Source organism: Citrobacter portucalensis (genome assembly GCF_023374935.1).
GTDB classification, from domain to species: domain Bacteria; phylum Pseudomonadota; class Gammaproteobacteria; order Enterobacterales; family Enterobacteriaceae; genus Citrobacter; species Citrobacter portucalensis.
Genome location: NZ_CP092466.1, coordinates 1,272,697 through 1,295,945, shown reverse-complemented (window position 1 = coordinate 1,295,945; position 23,249 = coordinate 1,272,697). Strand labels below are relative to the sequence as shown.

Sequence of the window (23,249 nt, the reverse complement as noted above, 5' to 3'; positions counted from 1 at the left end):
GGGCCCCTGTCTGCTCATTTTCCCAGCGCGCTGTTGCGGATTAATACTCCCGACATGCCATCAGGAGTGAACATATGCGTCTACTCGCCGTTGTATCAAAATTAACTGGCGTTTCCACAAATGTTGAATCCTCTGAAGTTACGCTCAGTTCGCCTTCTATCGTGAAACTGTCGGTGTCGCGTGAGGAGGTGAGTCAACTGACACGCGTTAATCAGGATCTGGTTGTCACACTCCGCTCAGGTGAAACCATCACCATTAAGAACTTCTACGTGGGAAAAGGTGATGCGCAAAACCAGCTTGTTCTGGAAGACAGTAATGGCGCGCTGTGGTGGGTTCAGGATACTGATGGGGCATTCCATTTCCAGCATCTGGACGATCTCACCCCGCTAATGACTGCCGAGGGAAGCCATGAAGGCGGTGCCGTCTGGCCGTGGGTTCTTGGTGGGATCGCGGACGCAGGCGGAATTGGCCTCGCGGCGGGTGGCGGCGGTGGTGGCGGTGGTGGCGGGAGTGATAATAACGCCGAAAACGGTAACGGCGGAAATGGCAACGGTAATGGCAACGGTGGTAATGGTGACGGCGATGGCGGCTCACCGCCAACAACAACCCCTAACATGCCTGATGTACCCGTTATCACCAGCGTAATCGATAACCAGGAGCTGATTACTGGTCCTGTTAATCAGCAGGAACCCACCAACGATAATACGCCTACTCTCCAGGGCACCGGCCCCGCAAATGCCACATTGCATATTTTTGATAACGGTGTCGAAATCGGCCAGGTCACTATCGATGCCAACGGCAACTGGTCGTTTACGCCATCCTCTCCACTCGCAGACGGTACCCACAAGTTTACCGTCAGTGCATCAGACGGTACGGGCAGCAGCGGCATGTCGGACAGTTGGGAGATTATTGTCGATACGCTTGCCCCCGACACCCCTGTCGTCACGCAGGAAATTGACAATGTCGGTTCTATTACCGGTCTTATCGCCAATAACGGCGTAACCGACGATGCCACGCCAACGCTCACAGGCACAGGCGAAGCCGGTTCTTACATCAGCATTTCTGATAACGGCATTCTGATTGGCATGGTTCAGGTGGATGACAATGGTAACTGGACGTTTACACCTGATACGCCGCTTATCGACGGTGTTCACAATCTGACGCTGACGCAAACTGACGTCGCGGGTAACGTGAGCGCGGAAACGAGCGTACCGACATTCACTGTCGATACTACTCCGCCTGAAGGCGCGGTCATTTCCTCCGTTAATCCGGAAGGCACAACGGTAACCGGTAGTGCGGAGGCGGGAAGCCTGGTCACTATAATTGGTAGTAATAATCAGGTTTTAGGTTCAATCAGGGTCGACCAAAGCGGCCATTTCTCCATCACGATTTCACCTTCACAGACGCACGGTGAAGCACTGATCGCGAAGATTCAGGACCAGGCAGGCAACATCGGGCCAGATACCTCCTTCAATGCCACTAACTCTGGCTACCCGGGCGTACCCGTTATCGTCAGCATAATGGATGATTTTGCTCCCTCAACCGGTCTGTTGAGCAATAATCAGGCCACCAACGACCAAACGCCCACGCTCTCGGGTACCGCTGACGCCAACAGCACGGTTAACATTTATAACAACGGGGTGTTAGTTATAAGCGTACAAGCCGATCCCAGCGGCAACTGGACCTGGACCCCAACACCAACTTGCAGGACGACTCATACTCCTTCACCGCCACAGCAACCAACCACCTGGGCACGGGAGGAACGTCAGCGGCATTCAATATCACTATCGATACTCAGCCACCGTCAGCGCCGGACGATCTGAACGTATCTGCCGACGGCTCTGTCGTCACCGGTACAGCCGAACCAGGAAGTACCGTGACCATCAATAATAATAACGGTCTTCAGATCGGCAGCGGCGTCGCCGGAACGGATGGCTCATTTACCATCACCATTAACCCGCCTCAGACCAATGGTGAAACCATTACCGCTATCGCCACCGATCCCGCCGGGAACCCAAGCCTACCGGAAACCGCGCTCGCGCCAGACATCACGGCCCCGCTGCCACCAGCTAATCTGGTGATTAATCCTACAGGCGATCAGGTTACCGGCATGGCGGAACCCAACAGTAAGGTACATATTCTGGATCCTGGTGGCACGATAATTGGAACAGCAACCGCTGGTTCGAACGGAGAATTCACCGCCACGCTGGTTCCGCCGCAGACCAACGGAGAACATCTTGTCGCCAACGCGACGGATGCGGCTGGCAATACCAGCGGCAACAGCGCGATTACCGCCCCGGATACCACGGCGCCTGACGCGCCAACCGGCGTCACCGTCGCCGGGGACGGTGGTTCTGTAAGCGGACATGCTGAAGCGGGAAGCACCGTCACTGTAAAAGACAGCAATGGTAATCAGATCGGCACAGGCCAGGCAGACAGCGGCGGCAACTTCACGGTGTCGATTACGCCGTCAAAAATGAACGGCGAAACAGTAAAAGTTACCGCAACGGACAGCAGCAATAACGAGAGTCAGCCAACTTCTGCGGTGGCTCCGGATATTACCGCCCCTGGAACCCCCATCATCACCGCCGTGACGGATGACCAGCCCATGTACCAGGGCCCTCTCGATAACGGCGACGTCACTAACGACAGCAAACCTAAACTGGAAGGCACCGCCGAAGCAGCTTCTCAGGTCAAAATTTACGATAACGGCACCCTGCTGACGACCGTTGTCGCTGATATCAACGGTAACTGGAACTATACGCCAGCCTCGGCGCTGAGCGAGGGTGCTCACATCTTCACGGTGACCGCCACAGACGCCGCGAATAACACCAGTAGCGCGGCAAGCTGGAAAATCATTGTCGATACCATTGCGCCCACAGTTCCCGCAATCACGCTGGTGAACGATAACGTCGGTACGATAACCGGCGACGTTGCGAACAACGGTGGCATCACCAACGACAACACGCCGACGATTTCAGGCACCGGTGAGCCAGGTTCGTTAGTTAGCCTGTTTGACAATGGCACTTTACTGGACACTATCCTCGTCACCAGCTCCGGGACCTGGAGCTATACAGTGCCCGATGGCGCTCCGCTCACTGACCGGGTACATAATTTCACGGTATTGGCTTCGGATATGGCAGGTAATGTCACCACCTCGCCAACGGTTGTGACTATCACGGTTGATACACAAGCACCTGCCGCGCCAGTCATTCTCAGCATGACGGATAATGTCGGCAGCATCCAAAGCGATCTACCAACCAACCAGCGTACGGACGATACGCTACCAAAACTGAACGGTACGGGCGCTGCAGGTTCAACCGTCACGCTGTATGACGGCACGACGCCTGTTGGCAGCGTTCTGGTATCGGCGGACGGTAACTGGAGCATTCAGGTGACTCAACCGCTAAGCGAAGGGCCGCACACGCTGACCGCCGTGGCGACAGATGCCGCAGGTAATGCCAGCACACCCGCAAGCTTTGCGTTAACCATCGATACCACGCCACCTGCTGCTCCGATTATTGTCGCCGGAGAGGGACTGATAGGCGGCGCTACCCTCCCCCTGGCAAACGGCGGCAGTACGAAAAGTACCACCCCTGTTCTTTCTGGTACTGGCGAGCCGGGAGCAACCATCACCGTTGCTGATAACGGCACAACGTTGGGTCGCACCACCGTCCAGCCTGACGGTACATGGACATTTACGCCACCGAATGCGCTGCCTGAAGGACCGCATAAATTCACCGCCACAGCGACTGACGTTGCAGGCAACACGGGGATCCCGTCGGCGAGCTTTACCCTGACGGTTGACAATACGCCCCCCGTGCAGCCTGGCGCGCCTGTCATTACCGACGATGTGGCTCCGGTAACGGGCGTGGTCACGAATGGCAATACCAATGACACCACGCCAACCTTTAGCGGCACCGGTACGTCGGGGGATGTTATTTCGGTGTATCTCGACGGCAATACCACACCACTGGGCACCACCAAGGTTGGTGCAGACGGCACATGGAGCTTTACGCCGACCACGGATATTAACCCGGACAGTTATCAGGTCACCATCACCGCAACCGATCCGGCAGGCAACGTCAGCCAGCCGTCGACTGCCGTCACCCTGAACATTGATATTACGCCTCCCGCAACGCCTACGATCGAGGCGGCAGATGACAACGCAGGCACTATTCAGGGAGATATTGCAGAGAACGGCACAACCGATGACAGTACGCCGACCGTGCTAGGAACAGGAGAAAGCGGCTCGATCATTACGCTATATAACGGCACGACGGTTATCGGCACCACGACCGTAGTGAATGGTTTGTGGAGCATCACACCGACGACGGCGCTGCCCAACGGCACCTACACGCTGACGGCAGTCGCCACCGATGCTGCAGGCAACCCCAGCGGCACCTCAAACAGCATTTCGTTTACGGTGAATTCGACACCGTTGGTCGTTAGCAACATTGAAGACGATCAGGGTGTCTTTACTGGCTCACTAAGCAACGGTAGCGTAACGGACGATACCCTCCCAACAATCAGCGGGACCGGCATTGCAGGCAGTACTGTATACATCTATGACAATGGTCTTCCTGACGCCATAGCAACTGTTCAGGTCGGTGTTGACGGCACGTGGAGTATCAACGTGCCACTAAGTGAAGGCGAGAATAATCTCACTTTTATCGCAAAAGACAGCAATGGAAACAATATCTCCGCTGCAACGCCAGTAACGTTAAACCTTGATACTAATGCCCCAAATGCACCATTGATCACAACTGTTGACCCTGACGGAACAAACGTTAAGGGAACAGCAGAACCTGGAAGTACTGTGATTATCTCGAAGGGCTCTACGGTATTAGGTAGCGCAATCGCTGATGCCGAGACAGGTCAATTTACCGTCACGCTCTCTCCAGGACAGACCTCAGGTGCTTTGCTAACAGCTATCGCGCAGGATACTGCGGGTAATCAAAGCGTTGAGACTTCGTTTACGGCATCAAACTCAGGGCAACCTATTCCACCCACTCTTGAAATCTTTGACGACTTCGCCCCTACTGTTGGCATCATTGCAAACGGAAAAACCACCAATGACACGCAGCCAACCTTACAAGGCGTGGCAACAGCCGGCGCTGATGTAAATATCTACCAAAACGGAATCCTGCTGATCACCGTCCCGGCTGATGCGAGCACCGGAGCCTGGAGCTACACCATCCCCAGCGCGCTGGCGGACGGCACGACCTGGAACTACGCTGTCTCTCAAACGGTGAATGGCGACACCAGCGGCCAGTCGCCAAACTATGCCATTACCATCGATACCACCGCGCCGCTCGCGCCAAGCATCACCGCCGTTACTGATGACGTGGCTCCGGTGACGGGCAATGTTGGCAGTGGACAAAGCACTAACGACACGCGCCCAACACTGAGTGGTACTGGCGAGATTGGGGCGACCATTACGGTTTATGACGGCGGCGTGTCCATCGGCACCACTACCGTTAACAACAGCGGAAACTGGAGCTTTACCCCGCAAAATGCCCTGAATGACGGCCCTCACACGTTTACCGTGCGCGCCACTGACGCGGCTGGCAATCAGGGGGTCCCATCCGCATCGTACCCAATAACGGTGGACACAGGCCTGCCTGGTGCGCCAGTTATTGTGTCAGTAACTGACGATGTAGGTGGAACAACCACGCTCATTTCCGGGCAGACAACCAACGATAATACGCCAACCCTGGCAGGTACTACCGAAGCGAATAGCGTAGTCACCATCCGCGATAACGGCACGGTGATTGGCACAACCACCAGCGACGGAAGCGGCAACTGGAGCTTTACGCCTTCTCCGGCGCTCGGCGAGGGCAATCACGCGTTGACCGCCACGGTCACGGACGCCGCGGGTAACGTCAGCCCGGCAACAGCGCCATTCTCGCTGTTGGTCGACACACTCCCACCAGTAGTGCCAACGATTGTGTCAGTCATCGACGATCAGCCGGGAAGCACTCTGCTGACCAACGGTCAACTGACCAATGATGCCCAACCCACGCTGAATGGCATTACCGAACCCAATGCCATTGTCACTATTCTCAGTAATGGTACGATCATTGGCACCGCAAATGCCGATATCTCCGGTAACTGGAGCTTCACCCCTACAAACGCGCTGGCGCAGGGCGAAAATATCTTTACCGTGACGGCGACGGATGCAGCTGGCAACACCAGCGGAGCCTCCACCTCATTCACCATTTTGGTCGATTCAATTGCCCCATCTGCACCGGTAATTCTGACCGTTCAGGACAATACTGCGCCGACAACCGGGCCTATCTCCAACGGGCAAATCAGCAACGAAAGTCGCCCGGCGCTCAGCGGTACCGGTGAAATTGGCGCGACCATTACCGTGCTGAGCGATGGTCAGCCGATTGGCACCACCATCGTCGGCGCAGGCGGAAGCTGGAGTTTTACACCCTCCGCGGCATTAGGTAACGGCCAGCATACTCTGACCGTCACGGCTACAGATAGCGCAGGCAATACCAGCCTGCCTTCTGGTGGCTTTACCTACACCGTCGATACTCTGGCACCGACAGCACCAGTGATTACTCAGGTTGCGGATGATGTCGGCCCACTGATTGGAAATCTGAACAACGGTCAGGCCACGAACGATCCACTCCCGACGCTTAGCGGTACGGCTGAAGCCAATTCCATGGTGAAAATTTACGATAACGGAGCGCTGATCGGATCTGCTCCTGTAGATGGTACGGGCGCCTGGACCTTCACACCGGGAACCCAACTTGGCAACGGTAATCACGCGCTGACGGTAACAGCCACCGACGCGGCCGGAAACGTCAGCCCGACATCTGCAGGATTTAACATCGTTGTTGATACCGTCGCCCCGCTTGCGCCAACGATTATCCAGGCGTTTGATGACGTGCAGCCGGGAACCGGAACGCTATCGAACGGAGCCTTTACCAACGACACCCGTCCCGTACTCAGCGGCTCAGCGGAAGCCGGTGCCCGGGTAGCCATCTACGATAATGGCGCGCTGCTGGCAACGGTGACTGCGACGATAGACGGCACCTGGGAATATCTGACCACCACACTTGGCAACGGTCAGCATGTGTTTACCGCCATCGCCACCGACGCCGCAGGGAACGTGAGTCCTGTCTCAGGCGGGTTTACGATTAATGTCGACACCATTGCACCATCCGTCCCGTTGCTGGTCTCTGTGGTGGATGATATCGCAGGCGGCGTGTTCAATGCAGCGCTCAGCAACGGACAGCTGACCAACGATGCGCGCCCGACGCTGAACGGCACCGCCGAGGCAGGCAGTACCGTCAGCATCTATGACGGAAGCACCCTGTTGGGTACCGCGCTGGTGCAAAGCAATAACAGTTGGTCGTTTACCCCAACCACACCGCTGGCGAATGGATCGCACACCTTCACTGTCACCGCCACTGATGCGGCGGGCAACACCAGCGGCGCGACGGCAGGCTTTAGCGTGGTAGTTGACACCACGGCGCCGACGCAGCCTTCAATCAGCAGCATTATTGATGATATTGGGCCAAATACCGGGCCGATTGGCAGCAATCAGCCGACCAACGACGCGCGCCCAACGTTAAACGGCATCACGGAAGCCAACGCGCGAGTTGATATTTATGATAACGGCAGCTTTGTCACCAGCGTAACGGCGGATGGCAGCGGCAACTGGAGCTACACCCCGACTACCGCGCTGGCACAAGGTACCCACTCGTTTACCATCACCGCAACGGACAGCGCGGGTAATACCAGTGGTATATCGTCTGCGGCAGCGATCGTGGTCGATACCGTTGCCCCAGGTATCCCAACCGGGCTGGCGGTAAACGCCAACGGCACCGCGCTCACCGGCGTTGCCGAGCCAAACAGCACGGTCATTATTACCTCCAGCGGCGGAACGGTGCTCGGCACGGCAACCGCCAACGCCTCCGGTAATTTCACCTTCACACTGAACCCACCGCAAATCAGTGGGCAAACTCTGCTGGTCAGCGCACAGGATGCCGCAGGCAACATCGGTACGGCGGGTAACGTGCTGGCACCGTTTACCGGCGTACCACCTGCGCCTGTTATTGCCAGCGTGCTCGATGACGTCGGCACTATCATGGGACCCGTCGCTCCCGGTAAAACCACCAATGACACCCTGCCAACGCTCAGCGGAACGGCGCAAGCTAACGCCGTCATCAATCTGTACAACAACGGCGTGCTAATGGGCTTCACGACCGCAGACGGTAACGGGATCTGGAGCTTTACCCCATCCGGTGCACTCAGCGAAGGTAACCATGCGTTTACCGCCACGGCAACCAACGCCAACGGCGCAAGTGGGTTGTCCGGTTCGTTCAGCGTGATCGTGGACACCACGCCACCGACCGCGCCAACGATCCTGATCAGCGCCGATGGCGGTACCGTCAGCGGCGTCGCCGAAGCGGGAAGCACGGTCACCATTTCTCTGCCCGGCGGCACCAGCGTGACGGCAATCGCCAACAGCAGCGGTGTCTACAGCGTCAACCTGCCGGTTCGCCAGATTGAAGGGCAGTCGCTGTCCGCCACGGCGACCGATGCGGCGGGAAATACCTCATCGCCGACAAGCGCTCTCGCACCAGTATTGCCGCTGCTGGCTGAAGACAATATCACCAGCCTGCCGCTACAAACCGATGTCACCGTCAGCACCGAGCATCAAAGCGATTATGGTTTCCTGTTGGTCAATGCGCTGGGAAATGTCGCCAACGTGCTGGGGAACGATACGGCAAGCGTGAATTTCAGCATCGCTTCTGGCGGCAGCGGTTCCATTACAATCAATGCCGCAGCGACCGGCGTGGTGCTGTCGCTGTTAAACACACTTGAAGTCGTCATCCAGCGCTTTGACACCGTGCTGAATGCCTGGGTGACGGTGGTGGATACCGGAAAACCAGACTTTGCCAGTCTGCTCACCCTGGGCGCCTCGGGCGTAACGCTCAACTACAGCGGACTGACTGGCGGGGATTACCGCGTGGTCAGCTACAACACCAACCTGCTGGCGACCGGGGCATATACCAGCCTTGATGTCTCAGTGGTAAAAGCCAGCGCAGGGACCATCACCGGTGGTACGACCGAGTCTGGTAATATCATCACCGATACCGATCCCGCCAACGGGCAGGATAACGCCCCTTCCGGTACGCTGGTCACCGCCATCACTGACGGTAACGGCAACGTCGTAAACATCCCGGCAGGCGGCATTGATGTGCAGGGAAAATACGGCATCCTGCATATCAATCAGAACGGTAGCTACACCTATACCCTGACCAATACGTCAACCTCGGTGTATGGGCGCTCTGAAAGCTTCACCTACACGCTGACGCATGGCAACGATCACTCCTCGGCAAAACTGGTGGTAACGCTCGGTCAGGCTCCAACCACCAGTACGGTAACCGCGGCAGATGATGTGGCTGCGCTGACTTACGGGACGCAGGTCATCGCGGTTGATCATGGCACATCACAGCAAACCGGCTTCACGCTCGCCAACGTCGGACTGGGTAATGTGCTGGACGTCAGCCTGGTTAACGGTTTAACCAACCCGATCAAATTTAACGTAGATGACGGCGCGACCCGCACGCTGACCGTCAAGGCCAGCGTTCTCGGCGTCACGGTGGGCGGTTTTGATCTCTATGTTTATCGCTTCAACGAGTCCATTCAGCAGTATGAGCAGTTCCGCGTGAAACCTAACTGGGTCACGGCGCTGTTAGGAGGTAGCTCAACGGACTACACCATCACCCTGCCGGGCGGTGACTACCTGTTCCTGCTTAACGCTTCCGGCGGTCTGACGCTGCTGACCGGCTACACCCTGGATATTAAGGCCGATCACACCTACGCCGTCGACAGCCTAAGTGCGACAACCAATGGAAACCTGCTGGTCAACGACTCGGCTCCGGCCAATACCGTTATCACCGAAGTGAACGGTGTCACCGTAAACGGAACGGGCACTACCACCATTAACGGACAGTACGGCACGCTGATTATTGATGCGAAAGGGAACTACACCTACACGCTGAAAAGCGGACTAGGCGCAGACGGTATCAATACGCCGGACAGCTTCGTGTATAAGGTCAAAGCGCCAAACGGCGATACCGGCAGTGCATCGCTGAATATCAAACCAACACCGCAGCCGCTGGATGCAGTAAATGACGTCAGCAGCACGATGGCGGTCACCACCCAGGCTGATACTTCCCGGTCGTTTACCGACGACAGCGTCGGGAACGCCAGCTGGAGTGCCCAACTCCTTTCACCCACCTCAAAAAGTGGTACTGGCGTCATTGAAATCGCTACGGGAACGGCGGTGCAAAACGCCATACTGCATTTTAACGTCGCGTCAGGTCTGACGCTGGGCGGGCTGACCGTCACCTGGGCGCTGTATGACAGCAACAACATCAAGATTGCCGGTAACTCTTTCAATGGCGGATTGCTGGTTGGCGGCAATATCGATATAGCCTTGAGCGGGATCGTACTGCACCCCGGCAACTATCGCCTCGACTATACCGGAAGCGTCGGGGGGCTGGGGCTGGGGAATATCACCATCACCCCCAGCGTGAAAGGTACGATAATCGACCTGCAAAACTTCGAGACTTCCACAGCGAACAGCATCACCGGCAATATTTATGACGGAGACCATATTGCCAGCGTGCATACCTTGCTGACGGTGAACGGCACGGGCGGCAGTACCGCCACGCTTGATCCGCTGAGTAGCACGACCAGCGCCATCATTAACGGGTTGTACGGCAAACTGACCATTGGCATTGATGGTCATTACACCTATGCCCTCAACAGCGATGTCTCGCTCTCCACCATTGTCACCAAAGAGACATTTACCTACACCCTTAACGACCAGAATGGCCATACCGATACCGCTACGCTGACCATCAATATGAATCCGCAAGTGGTGAGTACCGTCGATGCCGATCGCCTGACTGGCAGCGCCTACGGCGATACGCTGATTTATCACCTGCTCAACGTCAACGACGCTACTGGCGGCAACATTAGCAATGGCGCTACCGACACCTGGACCAACTTCTCGCTGGCCCAGGGTGACAAAATCGATATCGGCGACCTGCTGGTGGGCTGGAACGGGCAGAACGCTACGCTCGGCAACTACCTCACCGTGACCACCAGCGGTAACAACACGGTGATTGCCATCGACCGCGACGGTACGGGCAACACTTATCACTCAACCAATCTCATAACGCTGGAGAACGTACACACCACGCTCGATGAGCTGGTGCAACAAAATCACATCGTGCCCTGACGTTAACGCAATGCGTTAAAGCGCCATAACTACAGCCCCGGATGCCATGACGTCCGGGGCAATAACAGTCGTCGCTGCCGTATTTTGTAAGGGATAAACTATGAGAAATGTCGCGCCTGTTGCATTACTTCTGGCATTAACGCTCTGTACCCTGCGGGTGAATGCCGAAGATGAACCGCAAATTATTACGCCGGAAGGACTGGCCACCAGCCAGATGCTTCCCTCGCTGGACGGCGCGGTTGCCGATCTGCCGCTGAGCGCTGCCGCCCCCGGCAACCTGATGCTCAACGACGCGGTAAGTCGTGCCGTGAGCTGGCATCCTTCTATTCGTGAATCGATCGGCAAACTGCTTTCGCAAAACGAGCAGATCGACGTGGCGAAATCGAAATATTACCCGCAGGTTTCTGCCGGAATGAATAACGGTTACAGCAATACCTATACCGACCACGGCTTTAGCCCGGCGCTGGTTATTTCGGTGTCACAAATGCTGTACGACTTCGGCAAAGTGGCAAGCCAGGTCCGCGCCGAGACCGCCGGAGCCGCACAACAGCAGGCGAATGTGTTACTCAGTATTGATACCATCGCCCACGCAACCGCCAACGCGATAGTCCAGGTGCAGACGTGGCAACAAATGGTGGATGCCGCCGAAGAACAGCTCACCGCCTTAAACGACATTGGTCGACTGACCCGACAACGCAATGATGAAGGGGCAACCTCGCTGTCCGACGTGGTACAAACCGATGCGCGTATCGAGTCTGCGCGTTCTCAGCTGGCGCAGTATCAGGCCAATCTCGACAGCAGTAAGGCCACATTGATGAGTTACCTCGGCTGGAACTCACTTAACGGCATCAGCAACGAATTCCCGGCCAAACTGGACAGCAGCTGCGATGTGGTCAAACCGGAAGATAAACTGGTTCCCGCGGTACTGGCGGCCTGGGCACAAGCGAATGTGGCACAGGCAAATCTCGATTACGCCAACGCGCAAATGACGCCCACCATCTCTTTGGAACCGTCGGTTCAGCATTATCTCAACGACAAATACCCCAGCCATGAGGTGCTCGACAAAACCCAGTACTCCACGTGGGTAAAAGTTGAGATGCCGCTGTATCAGGGGGGCGGACTCACCGCCAGGCGCAACGCCGCCAGCCATGCGGTAGAGTCTGCACAATACTCCATCCAGCGCACCCGACTCGAAGTACGACAAAAATTACTGGAGTCCCGCAGCCAGGCAATTAGCCTCGCCACCGCCCTGCAGATTCTGCGCCGCCAGCAGCGACTGAGTGAACAAACGCGCGAGCTTTATCAACAGCAGTATCTGGACCTCGGTTCGCGCCCGCTGCTCGACGTGCTTAACGCCGAGCAAGAGGTGTATCAGGCCCGTTTTGCCGAACTCCAGACCCAAAACCAGCTGCGCCAGCTCCAGCTGAACTGCCTCTATAACACTGGCTCGCTTCGCCAGGCGTTCGCCTTAAATAATCGCAGCATTCAATCGGTGGAGATCAAGCTATGAGCGACCTCGATTCACATGCAAAAGATGCGATTACTGAACACGATCTTAGCCAGTGGGCGCAGGCGATGACGCATATTGCCAATCACTATCGCGTGGCCTGTTCTCCCGGTGCAATCCAGGCCAACGCCCCGTGGTTTGCGGGAAAAAGCCGGGCAACGGCCCTATCGCAACTGGCGCGTCAGGCTGGACTGTCATTTCATACGCTGAATACCGCCACGCAGGCGTTCGGTCAGTGGCGTCTGCCGGTGGTGGCGGAACTGCGCGACGGCCAGCTAATGGTGATAGAACATTTCAACGGCGAAGATGCACTGGATGTATTTATCATCACCGAAGAGGGCCAGCGTAACCGGTTAACGATTGCAGAACTTCTGCCGGAGATCGTGAGCATTACCGCGCTGCGCCCGCTGTCGGCGCTGAAGGACAGTCGGGTAGACCGCTATATTTCGCGCTTCAAGCCCGACTGGATGCGCGAACTGGTGTTAAAAGACATTAGTCCTTATCTGCCGGTCATGATTGCTGCCTTTCTGATTAACGTTCTGTCGCTCGCCGGGATTATCTTTTCTATGCAGGTTTATGACCGGGTGATCCCCGCCCAGTCTTATCCAACACTGTATGTTCTCTCCACCGGCGTTCTGGTGGCAGTGCTGTTTGGCTTTTTGCTGCGTGAAGCGCGTACCCACATCATGGATCTGCTCGGCAAACGCGCCGATATGCGCATTTCCGATCGCGTATTCAGCCATGCGTTGAGGCTGCGTAACAGCGCCGTCCCCCGCTCGACGGGGAGTTTCATTTCTCAACTGCGCGAGCTGGAACAAATTCGCGAGATGATCACCTCCTCGACCATGTCGACCATTGTCGATCTGCCGTTTTTCTTTTTGTTTATCGTGGTGCTGGCTTTTATTGCCCCGCCTCTGGCATGGATAGCGCCCGTAGCGGCCCTGCTGATGATCCTGCCCGGTTTGCTGTTACAGAAGAAACTGGCGGAGCTCGCCAACCAGGCAGCCCATGAATCCACCCTGCGCAACGCGGTGCTGGTCGAGAGCGTTCAGGGGCTGGAAGACATCAAGCTGATGCAGGCGGAAAACCGCTTTTTACAGCAGTGGAACAGCTACATCCGCATTACCGGAGAGTCCGGGCTGCGCACGCGCAGGCTGACTCAGGGGCTGATTGGCTGGGGCATGTCGGTACAAAGTCTGGTCTACGCCGCCATCATTATGTTCGGCGCGCCGATGGTCATTGAAGGCACGATGACCACCGGGGCCGTGGTGGCCGCTTCGATGCTCGGTTCCAGAATGATTGCCCCAATGGCTAATCTGTGCGGCGTGCTGGCCCGCTGGCAACAGGTTAAGGCGGCGAAGATGGGGTTGGATAGCATCATGCAGCTCCCCACTGAAACACAGTACGATGAAGACCGGGTGCATCAGGAGATTTTTCACGGTCATTATCTGTTTGAGAACGCACACTTTCGCTACCACAGCGACGATCAGCGCGTTCCGCTGCGCATCTCGCGCCTGGAGGTCATGCCCGGCGAGCGCGTGGCAATCCTCGGGCGTAACGGTGCAGGGAAATCAACCCTGCTGCAGGCCATGGCGGGTGGTGTGGAGATTATCCAGGGCGATGTCCGGCTCGACAACCTGAGTCTGGCGCAGATCGATATGGCTGATTTACGCCGCAACATCGGTTTTCTTAGCCAGAACGCTCGGCTGTTTTTCGGCACCCTGCGCGAGAACCTGACCCTCGGCGCACCGCATGCCAGCGACGCGCAGATCTTCGAAGCGCTGGAGGTCAGCGGCGCGGCAGCTTTCGTTAAACAGCTCGCCAAAGGGCTGGCGCACCCCATTATGGAGGGCGGCAACGGTTTGTCCGGTGGACAACGGCAGTCGATCCTGCTGGCAAGAATGCTGCTGCGATCGCCCAATATCGTGCTGCTCGACGAACCCAGCGCCTCGCTGGATGAACATACCGAGCGGGAGTTTATTCAGCGCCTGAACCAGTGGCTGGGCAACCGCACATTGATTGTCGCCACCCATCGCGTACCGGTTCTGGAGCTGGTCGAGCGCGTGGTGGTATTAAAAGAAGGTCAACTGGTCATGGATGCCCCGAAAGCGCAGGCATTAAATGCGAGCCGGGCACCCGCCCCAACTCACGGTCGGGAGTGGAAAAATGAAAACCAATCCGCATGATGCCGCCATGGACGACCTCGATATCCGCCGCGAGCACCGTTTTTCCGGGGCCAGCCGTATTATTCTGCTCAGCACGCTGCTGTTTGCCGTCCTGGGTATCTGGGCATATTTCGGCAAGCTGGATGAAGTCTCAACCGGCAGCGGAAAAGTGATCCCCAGCTCGCGAGAGCAAGTCTTGCAGTCGCTGGATGGCGGCATTCTCGCCGAGCTTACGGTACGCGAGGGAGATAAAGTGCAGGCCAATCAAATAGTCGCCCGCCTCGACCCCACCCGTTCTGAGTCCAACGTTGGGGAGAGTGCAGCCCGTTATCGCGCCTCACTGGCTTCCAGCGCAAGGCTTAATGCCGAAGTTAACGATCTGCCGCTGGTCTTTCCCGATTCACTGCGCGCCTGGCCGGATCTCATCGCCTCCGAAACTCGTCTGTATAAAAGCCGTCGCGCGCAGCTTGCGGATTCAATGGCAGAACTTCAGGATGCACTGGTCTCAGTAAATAAAGAGCTGGCCATCACCCAACGGCTGGAGAAAAGCGGTGCCGCCAGCCACGTAGAAGTGCTGCGCCTGCAACGACAAAAAAGCGATCTGGGATTAAAAATCACCGATCTGCGCTCGCAATATTTCGTGCAGGCGCGGGAAGCGCTGTCAAAGGCCAACGCCGAAGTGGATATGCTGGCGGCGATTTTAAAAGGACGTGAGGATTCCGTCACCCGCCTGACCGTACGCGCGCCGATGCGCGGTATTGTGAAAAACATCCAGGTCACCACCATCGGCGGCGTTATCCCGCCCAACGGCGAGATGATGGAGATTGTGCCGCTGGACGATCATCTGCTGATAGAAACCCGCCTGTCGCCGCGTGATATCGCTTTCATCCATCCCGGCCAGCGGGCGCTGGTAAAGATAACCGCCTATGACTACGCCATTTACGGCGGACTGGAAGGCGTAGTCGAAACCATCTCTCCGGACACCATTCAGGACAAAGTGAAACCGGAAATCTTCTATTACCGCGTGTTTATCCGCACGCATCAGGACTTCTTACAGAACAAACTGGGACGCCATTTCTCCATCGTACCAGGCATGATTGCCACAGTGGATATAAAAACAGGTGAAAAAACCATCGTCGACTATTTAATCAAACCGTTTAATCGCGCAAAAGAAGCGCTGCGCGAGCGCTAAATCCTTGAGGATTAGGGGTTGCGGGGGCTGGTCACGCGTGTCACAAGTCTGTTATACTTGCTCTAACACATTGGGGCTGATTCTGGATTCGACGGGATTCGCGAAACCCAAGGTGCATGCCGAGGGGCGGTTGGCCTCGTAAAAAGCCGCAAAAAAATAGTCGCAAACGACGAAAACTACGCTTTAGCAGCTTAATAACCTGCTCTGAGCCCTCTCTCCCTAGCTTCCGCTCTTAAGACGGGGATCAAAGAGAGGTCAAACCCAAAAGAGATCGCGTGGAGGCCCTGCCTGGGGTTGAAGCGTTAAAACTAATCAGGCTAGTCTGGTAGTGGCGTGTCTGTCCGCAGGTGCCAGGCGAATGTAAAGACTGACTAAGCATGTAGTACCGAGGATGTAGGAATTTCGGACGCGGGTTCAACTCCCGCCAGCTCCACCACTTTTGATAGGACTGCAACCGGACAGCGGCAATAAAAACAGCCACTTACGGACACTGACCAGACAGCAGGCAGACCGAGAAAAGACAAAAATATGCACGTGAAATGCACGTGCACTTTAAAAGAACCCCAGATTTCACGGTCTGGGGTTTTTCTATTTGTAACTAAGGGTAACAAAAATACATCACCTCTTCGCGCTCAGCTCGCCTTGACACTGTTTATTTTTACAGTAAAAATACTGTATACAATCACAGTGTTTTTCCGGAGGCTTTTATGTTCGTTGAACTGGTTTATGACAAAAGGAATTTTGATGGTCTGCCTGGTGCGAAAGATATCATTCTGGGCGAATTGAGTAAGAGGGTTCACCGGAACTTCCCCGATGCTGATGTTCGGGTTAAACCGATGATGACATTGCCGGCGATCAATACTGACGCCAGCAAGCATGAGAAGGAACAGATAAGCCGTACTGTTCAGGAAATGTTTGAAGAGGCTGATATGTGGCTGGTTTCAGATTAAACGCCTTGAACCGTCATATTGCTTAAGTACAATCCGCGGCGACTGGCAATCATTCATACTCGCACTATCGAACGTTAGCCAGTCGGCCGCAGTCATGCTCTTACATACGGCGTGGTTGCGGCAACTATCCATTTTTACAACTGGGCATCCTGCTGATTTTGCTGGCGCTCACGTTCAGCGTTTTCCATCGCCTCCAGCGTCTCTTTCTGAGCCTCGTTCCAGATACTGTCTTCCGGCATCTCCACACGTACGGATACAAACGAATCTGCCGGAATATCTACAGGTTCTCCGTCTGCCACGGCTTCAGTAAACACACCGTTAATATCAGTGTTTCCTATTCTGTTTCGGGCAAACTCCGGAGCTGAACTATGTACCCGGTGATACGTCCTGATAAGCACCGAACCATCAGCATTGACTTTGTAATCCAGCCAGATTCGTGGGTTCTTGTTTCTGTCGACCGGGATTTCGAAACCACCATCAATACCACCCCATGCTGCATCGGAGTTCAGGCCAACACATCCAGTAATCAAATATTCACCTGTGGCAATACGTTTTACACAGCATCCTTCAGCCTCCGGCATACACTCACATGCTCCGTTGGCGAATATTTTAATCACTGGCGACGCCGTCTTGATAAATCCATTACCATCCACTGTCGTATTATTCGTACCGTAAACTGTCTGCCAGGTCTCAGCTCCCCCATCGGCGTAAAAAATGAATCGCATACCATGATTACCAGCGCCAACCGCAATAGCTGCAAATGCCTGTTGCCTGTAGGCATCTCCGCCAGCACCATAATCCCTGTCAGACATACGAATCATCATTGCATAAGGGTAAGGCCAGCCTCCCGTTCCTGTATCTAACTTATAAACTCCAGTGGAATATTTTTTATTATAAACATCATCAATTTTTGGATTAATTCTTTTACCCAGACCGAAATCCCCGACCTTTAATACTCTCCCCGTAGTGGTATCTGTATCAGATGTGGTAATTTCTGCCGTGGCTGCACTTTTTAAACCAAGAGCACTACGGCCTCCTGTGGCATCCGTTGCTCCGAGCCCGCCCTGCCCCATACTTAGCGGTGTCGTCAGACCAGAAAGGCTTGTGATATCGCTGTTAGCACCTTTCCCTGCCTTTCCATCAAGAGTTGTCGCTATACCTCCCCATGCTGGTCCGCTAAACTCCGACTGGTCAGGCAGCCTTACCGTGATATTTCCCGTACCACTGAATACCTGTTGCCAGTTCTGTTTGTCATAGTTCAGCCCGCGCAGTGCTTCGGTATTTTGGACAATCATGCCCGCGGTAACCATATTCAGCGCCACACGAGGAACAGCTGACCAGGCCGCGCCAGATTGTGTTGGCCCGGTAAAATTGCTGACCAGCGTCAATGCTGCACCGCTTTCCACGGACTTAACCGGGAGCGTATAGGGAACGCCTCCGACAGTGACAACAATAAAATCTCCGGCCGCCACCTCGGTGGTAAACGCGGTCCCGTTGCCAGCGACCGCAGCAGAGTTATTCGTCAGGGTTAAAGTTCCTGCTGACATGGATATCTCCTGAATTAAGATAATAAAAAACCCGCCGGAGCGGGTTATTTTTGGTATTTCATTGAGGGCAATTCGAACTGGTGAAATTATTTTTATTCACCCATCGCCAGTTAAAGGGATAACCGGCCCTGTACTCAGTCTGATTAACAACTTTTTGCACACCGTAAATTTGCACTGACTGGAGCTGTCCACCAAGCACTAACTCAGCCTGACAAACCGGTTTCTGTTTCTCCAGAACAGGTCCTGAACAGGCTGAAAGCACCAGGCAGACAATAACTGGAATAATTATATTTTTCATTTCGATACCAGAGTTAATTATTTAAACAAAAAATAACCAATGGCATTGAATAATAAAAATAGTTTTAATAGATCAATATTCTAAAATTGATCGTTTAAATCGATCAGTTTAATCATATGCAGCTGTGTTTATCGCCGTTATCACAATTCCACTATTTGTCGTACCGATTGAAGAGCCGCTTGCTGTTGTTGATGTAAGTCCTTTTATTCTCGTTCCCGCACCTTCATTGAAGCAACCTGTACCCACATCCACAGACTGAATGATTGGCTGTCCACCGGGTGCCGAACCAGCATGAAGGAGAACAGATCCCAGCCCCATCGGATTTATGGCCCATTTGCCTGCCATGTATGTATCAATGTTAAGCCCACCACTTACAGCACCTGGTGAACCAATAGTTGTAAGGTCGCTTAATACCCGGGACTCATTCGTAAGTACCAGTGTCCCTTCGGCATCCCATATAGCCACCCCCCAGGCCGGAAGCGTAAGCGGATATATGGCAAAAAAATAGGCCTCAAGGACAAAAGCCGATCCCCTGTAATTAGACGCATCAACACTGAACGTATTGCCACTTTTTGAAGCTGATATCTTCGCCGGGGCGCTGGTTCGTGCAAATGCAATCCCTCCCTTCTGACCGTCGATAGTAACGGACGCCGAAGCACTGTTAAAATTCCCCCCAAAAGTTGAGTTTACCGTTACTTTTCGGTAAAGCGTCATTGGTGTGGAATCAGGCGTGATAAAAGGGTTCCCGTTAGGTAATGAAATCAATGCGCCATATTTAGCCATCTACGCAGTCTCCGCAAAAACGATTAACTGCACTTTGATTGCCGGGTAATCATTAATCCCATCACTACCTGAAGGCTGTATTGTTATGGTGTTTCCAGATGCAATAATATTTCTTTTATCTGTGTAACTTATTGTCCCTTTATCCTCCAGAGTACCAACCGCAAACCCGACCTTTAAACCGGGCTCGAGGTTGAACTGGTAGCTTCCCGTTTTCTGACCTAAAGCAAGATCGATGATGCCCACCACGGTTACAGGTTTAATGCCATAGTTATTCGGGACACCGTTAGCGTCCCATGTCTGAATTCCCCATGTCATCAGAATACCCCTGTTAATTTGCCAATCTGCACGCGGAGAACGCCATTGCCATCTTTAACGCTGTAATTCAGATTTGTCATTTTCGTTGCCCCCTCCCCGGCAACAGCCCCATTCATTTCAAACGTTCCGTCTGATTTCATAATGGTGCCTGTTTGTCCCTGAACATAATTAGCGGAGCGCAGTTCGCCAATTTTTGCCAGAGTGATTTGACTATACTGAATAAAAGCATCGCTGATAAACACCTGACCATTAACAACAGCAAAGGGTGAATATTGCGTATCACCGCTGCCACTCATCAGGACGAACTGATTGGCGTTAAATCCGACACGAGTGACTACCGGCTTACCCGCCTCCGCCAGCACCGCAATCGACATTCCGGCGTTATACATCACACCGTTAATCCGGACCCCAGTTTTGAGGGTGTAAATCGCAGAGGCTCCGGTAGCATCAACCACGGCAGTAAGCTTGTCCTCCAGTGCGGCAGTTACATTATTGAACTGCGCCTGCACCTGCGTCGACATTTCAGCCATGGCCTTATCGACCTGCGCAATGGTCGTTTTAACCACCAGAATATCCGCGCGTACCTCGCCGTACTGCGCCCACTGATGTTCCACGGTTGCATGGTTGGCCAGCGCGTTCTGCAATGCGGCTTCGAGGTTGGTATCAATGTCGCCTGTCAGGCGGTCACCGTCTGCAGACGTCAGGAAGTCATCAGCAATATCGCCCAGGTAGTCGTCAGCATTCGCGTTGGATACACCACGAACCCAGTCGGTCCAGCCTGATTCATTACCCGTTCTGTCAACCAGCTGCGCGCGGTACCAGAACTCCTGTCCCGCCTTCAGTCCCAGTTGGGTGTATTCGGCAGACGGATAAGGCACATCCGACAGCAAAAGAGGATTAGAGAAATCACTGTTCGCGGTGTACTGAATTTCCGTTTTCAGCGTATCCCCGGTGTTAGCCGGGAATCCCCAGTTCAGGCGAATCCCCCAGTTGATCGGCGTTGTCGCAAAGCCGACAGGTTTCGGTGGATTTCCCACCTTGCCCGTCAGCGTTTTCTCTTCGGAGTAGCCCCAGCCAGAGGAAATTTCAGCGGCATTAATTGCACGCACACGCACGAGGTAGCGCCCTGCATAAATACCCGGAACATCGAATGACGTGGTGGAGCTGCGCGGCACATTTACCCAGTTACCGTCATTGCGGCGCCACTGTGCCTCATAGGCGATGGCATTTTGCGCCTGGTCCCAGCTCACACGCATGGTTTCGACGCTGATATTCTGCTGCACCACTGAAAACGAGCTGATCACAATGTTAGCCGGCGGCGACTGGTTACCCGGAGGGATCACACTCACCGGCCGCTGGTCAATGATGGCTCCGGTATCAATACGGGCATATTTATCCGGGTCGTGCCATGCACCGGTAATCGAGAAAGTGCCATCATCGTTATCGGAGACGCTGACAACACGATACTGCTGCGTGTAGAGCTCGTCCGACTCAACCACCCAAACAGCTTCAGCCTGCGGCGTCTCACTGTATGCCGTGGTGACTGTGACTGATTCCCCGTTAACCGCCTGAATGGTCCTGCTCTGCGACGCTCCGGATGGTAGGTTGAGAATAAGGCGATCACCTGCTGCCGCATCTGCCACGCGGTCAAGTTTGATAACGCGACCGTTAACGGCGCTGATTCGGCCGCCCATAACCTTTCCGGAAAGCAGCTCGTCTGCCACAGCTATGATGTAGCCCGGCTGCGGAATGTTTCCGTCCAGACCGACATCGAACGAAACAACGCGATCCTTGTTGTTGGTGAGGATGCCCCAGCGGCCTTTTCGGTTTGCTTCAGACTGCCTAGTACAGCCGATAGCTGTCATTTCCAGTTGATTGAAACCGTACCGCGCCACCAGCGCCTGCTCAAATACCGGCTCCATCGCGTCGGCGTAAGCATTACCGGGATCAGACCATGATACCAGCGCTGTGGTGTAGCGGCTTTTCGTGGTGCTGCTCGAATAGGTGAAGCGACCGCCAACAACGTTAGCGCGCGTGTAGCTGTAATCAACATCGCGCGGCATGTCAGCCAGGGCAACAATCTGATCCCCGCCCCAGTAGGTCATACCACGGAAGATAGCAGCAAAATCACGCAGGACTGTGTAGGCGTCGTTCCGGTCCTGGATGTACACGTTGCAGGTATAACGTGGTTCGGTACCGTTGCCCCCTTTGCCGTCTGGTACCATCTGATCGCAATACTGGGCAACCTGATAAAGCGTCCATTTATCGATATTCGCAGCAGTCAAACGGTGACCGAGGCCGAACCGGTCAGAAACAACCAGATCGTAAAAAATCCACGCCGGATTATCCGTCCATGCCCACTTAAACGCACCAGTCCATGTCCCGCTGTACGTTCGTGTTTCGGGGTCGTAGGTATCTGGAACGCGGATCACGCGCATTTTTGGCTCGCATGATATCTGTGGGACGGAACCGTTAAACTGGCTGGAATCGAATTCGATGTAGAGTAGCGCTGTATTTGGATATCGAAACTTGGCGTCAATCACCTCAGTGAAGCTCTGCAACGTCATCGTGTCGCCGATCTTCGCGCTGTTGGCGTCAGAGGTAATCTTACGCAGGCGGATTGTCCAGGTGCTGCCAGCCTGCGGTAAATCAATACGATGGCTGCGCTCATAACCAGACGTCGTTTTTCCGGTCACGCTGGTATTGAGTACCGTCTGCCATGCGCCGCCGTCCGTCTGCAGGTCAATTGCATAATTGACCGAGTAACCCACCAGATCGCCGTCGTCCTCCTGTTTGAAAAGCGAGGGCCATTTCAGACGCAGACGAACTGCTGAAAGCTGCGTATTAGTAAACGTGCGCGTCCAGGCTGTAGCGCTTGATACCTCAGTTCCTACGCTGATTTCGTTTTCGGTACCGGGAATACCCTGAATATATTTTTGCGCCTGCGTTCCCGCGCGAAACTCCCACGTTACGCCGCTGAAGTTTTGGGAGCCGTCAGCATTCTCCAGTGCCGTTCCGTCCAGGTAGATATCTTTGCCGGTTAGCTGCCCTGCAAACTCCCCTTCACCAAGCGCAACTAGGATTTTTGCCTTCGCTACAGATTGCAGATCATCAGGCTGTTCGGTAGGGGTTCGGGAACTTGAGCTGCCGCCCTTGCGGCCCTTTAATACTTTTTCTGTAGCCATATTGCGCCCATAAAAAAGCCACCCGAAGG

9 protein-coding genes, 1 other RNA gene and 1 pseudogene are annotated in these 23,249 nt (G+C 54.8%); 6 read left to right on the top strand and 5 right to left on the bottom strand.

All coding sequences use genetic code 11. The annotated features are described in order from the left end of the window. Window positions 1-74: 74 nt before the first annotated feature. The 6 genes and pseudogenes from LY264_RS06200 (at window position 75) to LY264_RS06175 (ending at window position 17,092) form a co-directional block, all read left to right on the top strand. Window positions 75-11,278: pseudogene (locus tag LY264_RS06200) on the top strand (BapA/Bap/LapF family large adhesin). 100 nt (window positions 11,279-11,378) lie between these two features. Then, on the top strand, window positions 11,379-12,788 hold the full coding sequence (locus tag LY264_RS06195) for a TolC family outer membrane protein (RefSeq protein WP_048225125.1): 1,410 nt from the start codon (window positions 11,379-11,381) through the stop codon (window positions 12,786-12,788). After that, on the top strand, window positions 12,785-14,971 hold the full coding sequence (locus LY264_RS06190; protein ID WP_048225126.1) for a type I secretion system permease/ATPase: 2,187 nt from the start codon (window positions 12,785-12,787) through the stop codon (window positions 14,969-14,971). Before LY264_RS06195 ends, LY264_RS06190 begins: the two co-directional genes overlap by 4 nt. Window positions 14,972-14,978: 7 nt before the next feature. Next, window positions 14,979-16,142: a beta-barrel domain-containing protein gene (locus LY264_RS06185; protein ID WP_085951585.1), complete on the top strand. Its 1,164-nt coding sequence runs from the start codon at window positions 14,979-14,981 to the stop codon at window positions 16,140-16,142. A 72-nt stretch (window positions 16,143-16,214) separates the two neighbouring features. Next, window positions 16,215-16,578: a transfer-messenger RNA gene (ssrA, locus tag LY264_RS06180) on the top strand. A gap of 271 nt (window positions 16,579-16,849) precedes the next feature. Further along, on the top strand, window positions 16,850-17,092 hold the full coding sequence (locus LY264_RS06175; protein WP_249457572.1) for a DinI family protein: 243 nt from the start codon (window positions 16,850-16,852) through the stop codon (window positions 17,090-17,092). Window positions 17,093-17,226: 134 nt separating this feature from the next. Here the strand turns inward: LY264_RS06175 and LY264_RS06170 are convergent, their stop codons facing one another. From LY264_RS06170 to LY264_RS06150, 5 genes are all read right to left on the bottom strand, one after another. Beyond that, a complete protein-coding gene (locus LY264_RS06170) occupies window positions 17,227-18,639 on the bottom strand; it encodes a phage tail fiber protein (RefSeq protein ID WP_249457570.1) in 1,413 nt (470 codons plus the stop codon). A gap of 58 nt (window positions 18,640-18,697) precedes the next feature. Beyond that, window positions 18,698-18,937 carry a phage exclusion lipoprotein Cor gene (gene cor / locus LY264_RS06165; protein WP_249457565.1) on the bottom strand — a complete coding sequence of 80 codons (240 nt, stop codon included), beginning with the start codon at window positions 18,935-18,937 and terminating at the stop codon, window positions 18,698-18,700. 108 nt (window positions 18,938-19,045) lie between these two features. Next, window positions 19,046-19,720, bottom strand: coding sequence for a hypothetical protein (locus LY264_RS06160; protein WP_180566173.1), 675 nt, complete (start codon window positions 19,718-19,720; stop codon window positions 19,046-19,048). Continuing rightward, entirely contained in the window at window positions 19,721-20,035 is a 315-nt protein-coding gene (locus LY264_RS06155) for a hypothetical protein (RefSeq protein WP_071697836.1), read from the bottom strand. It abuts the gene before it with no gap. After that, complete coding sequence (locus tag LY264_RS06150; protein ID WP_249457562.1) at window positions 20,035-23,220, bottom strand: TipJ family phage tail tip protein; 3,186 nt, start codon at window positions 23,218-23,220, stop codon at window positions 20,035-20,037. The genes LY264_RS06155 and LY264_RS06150 overlap by 1 nt, the downstream gene beginning before the upstream one ends. Window positions 23,221-23,249 lie beyond the last annotated feature (29 nt).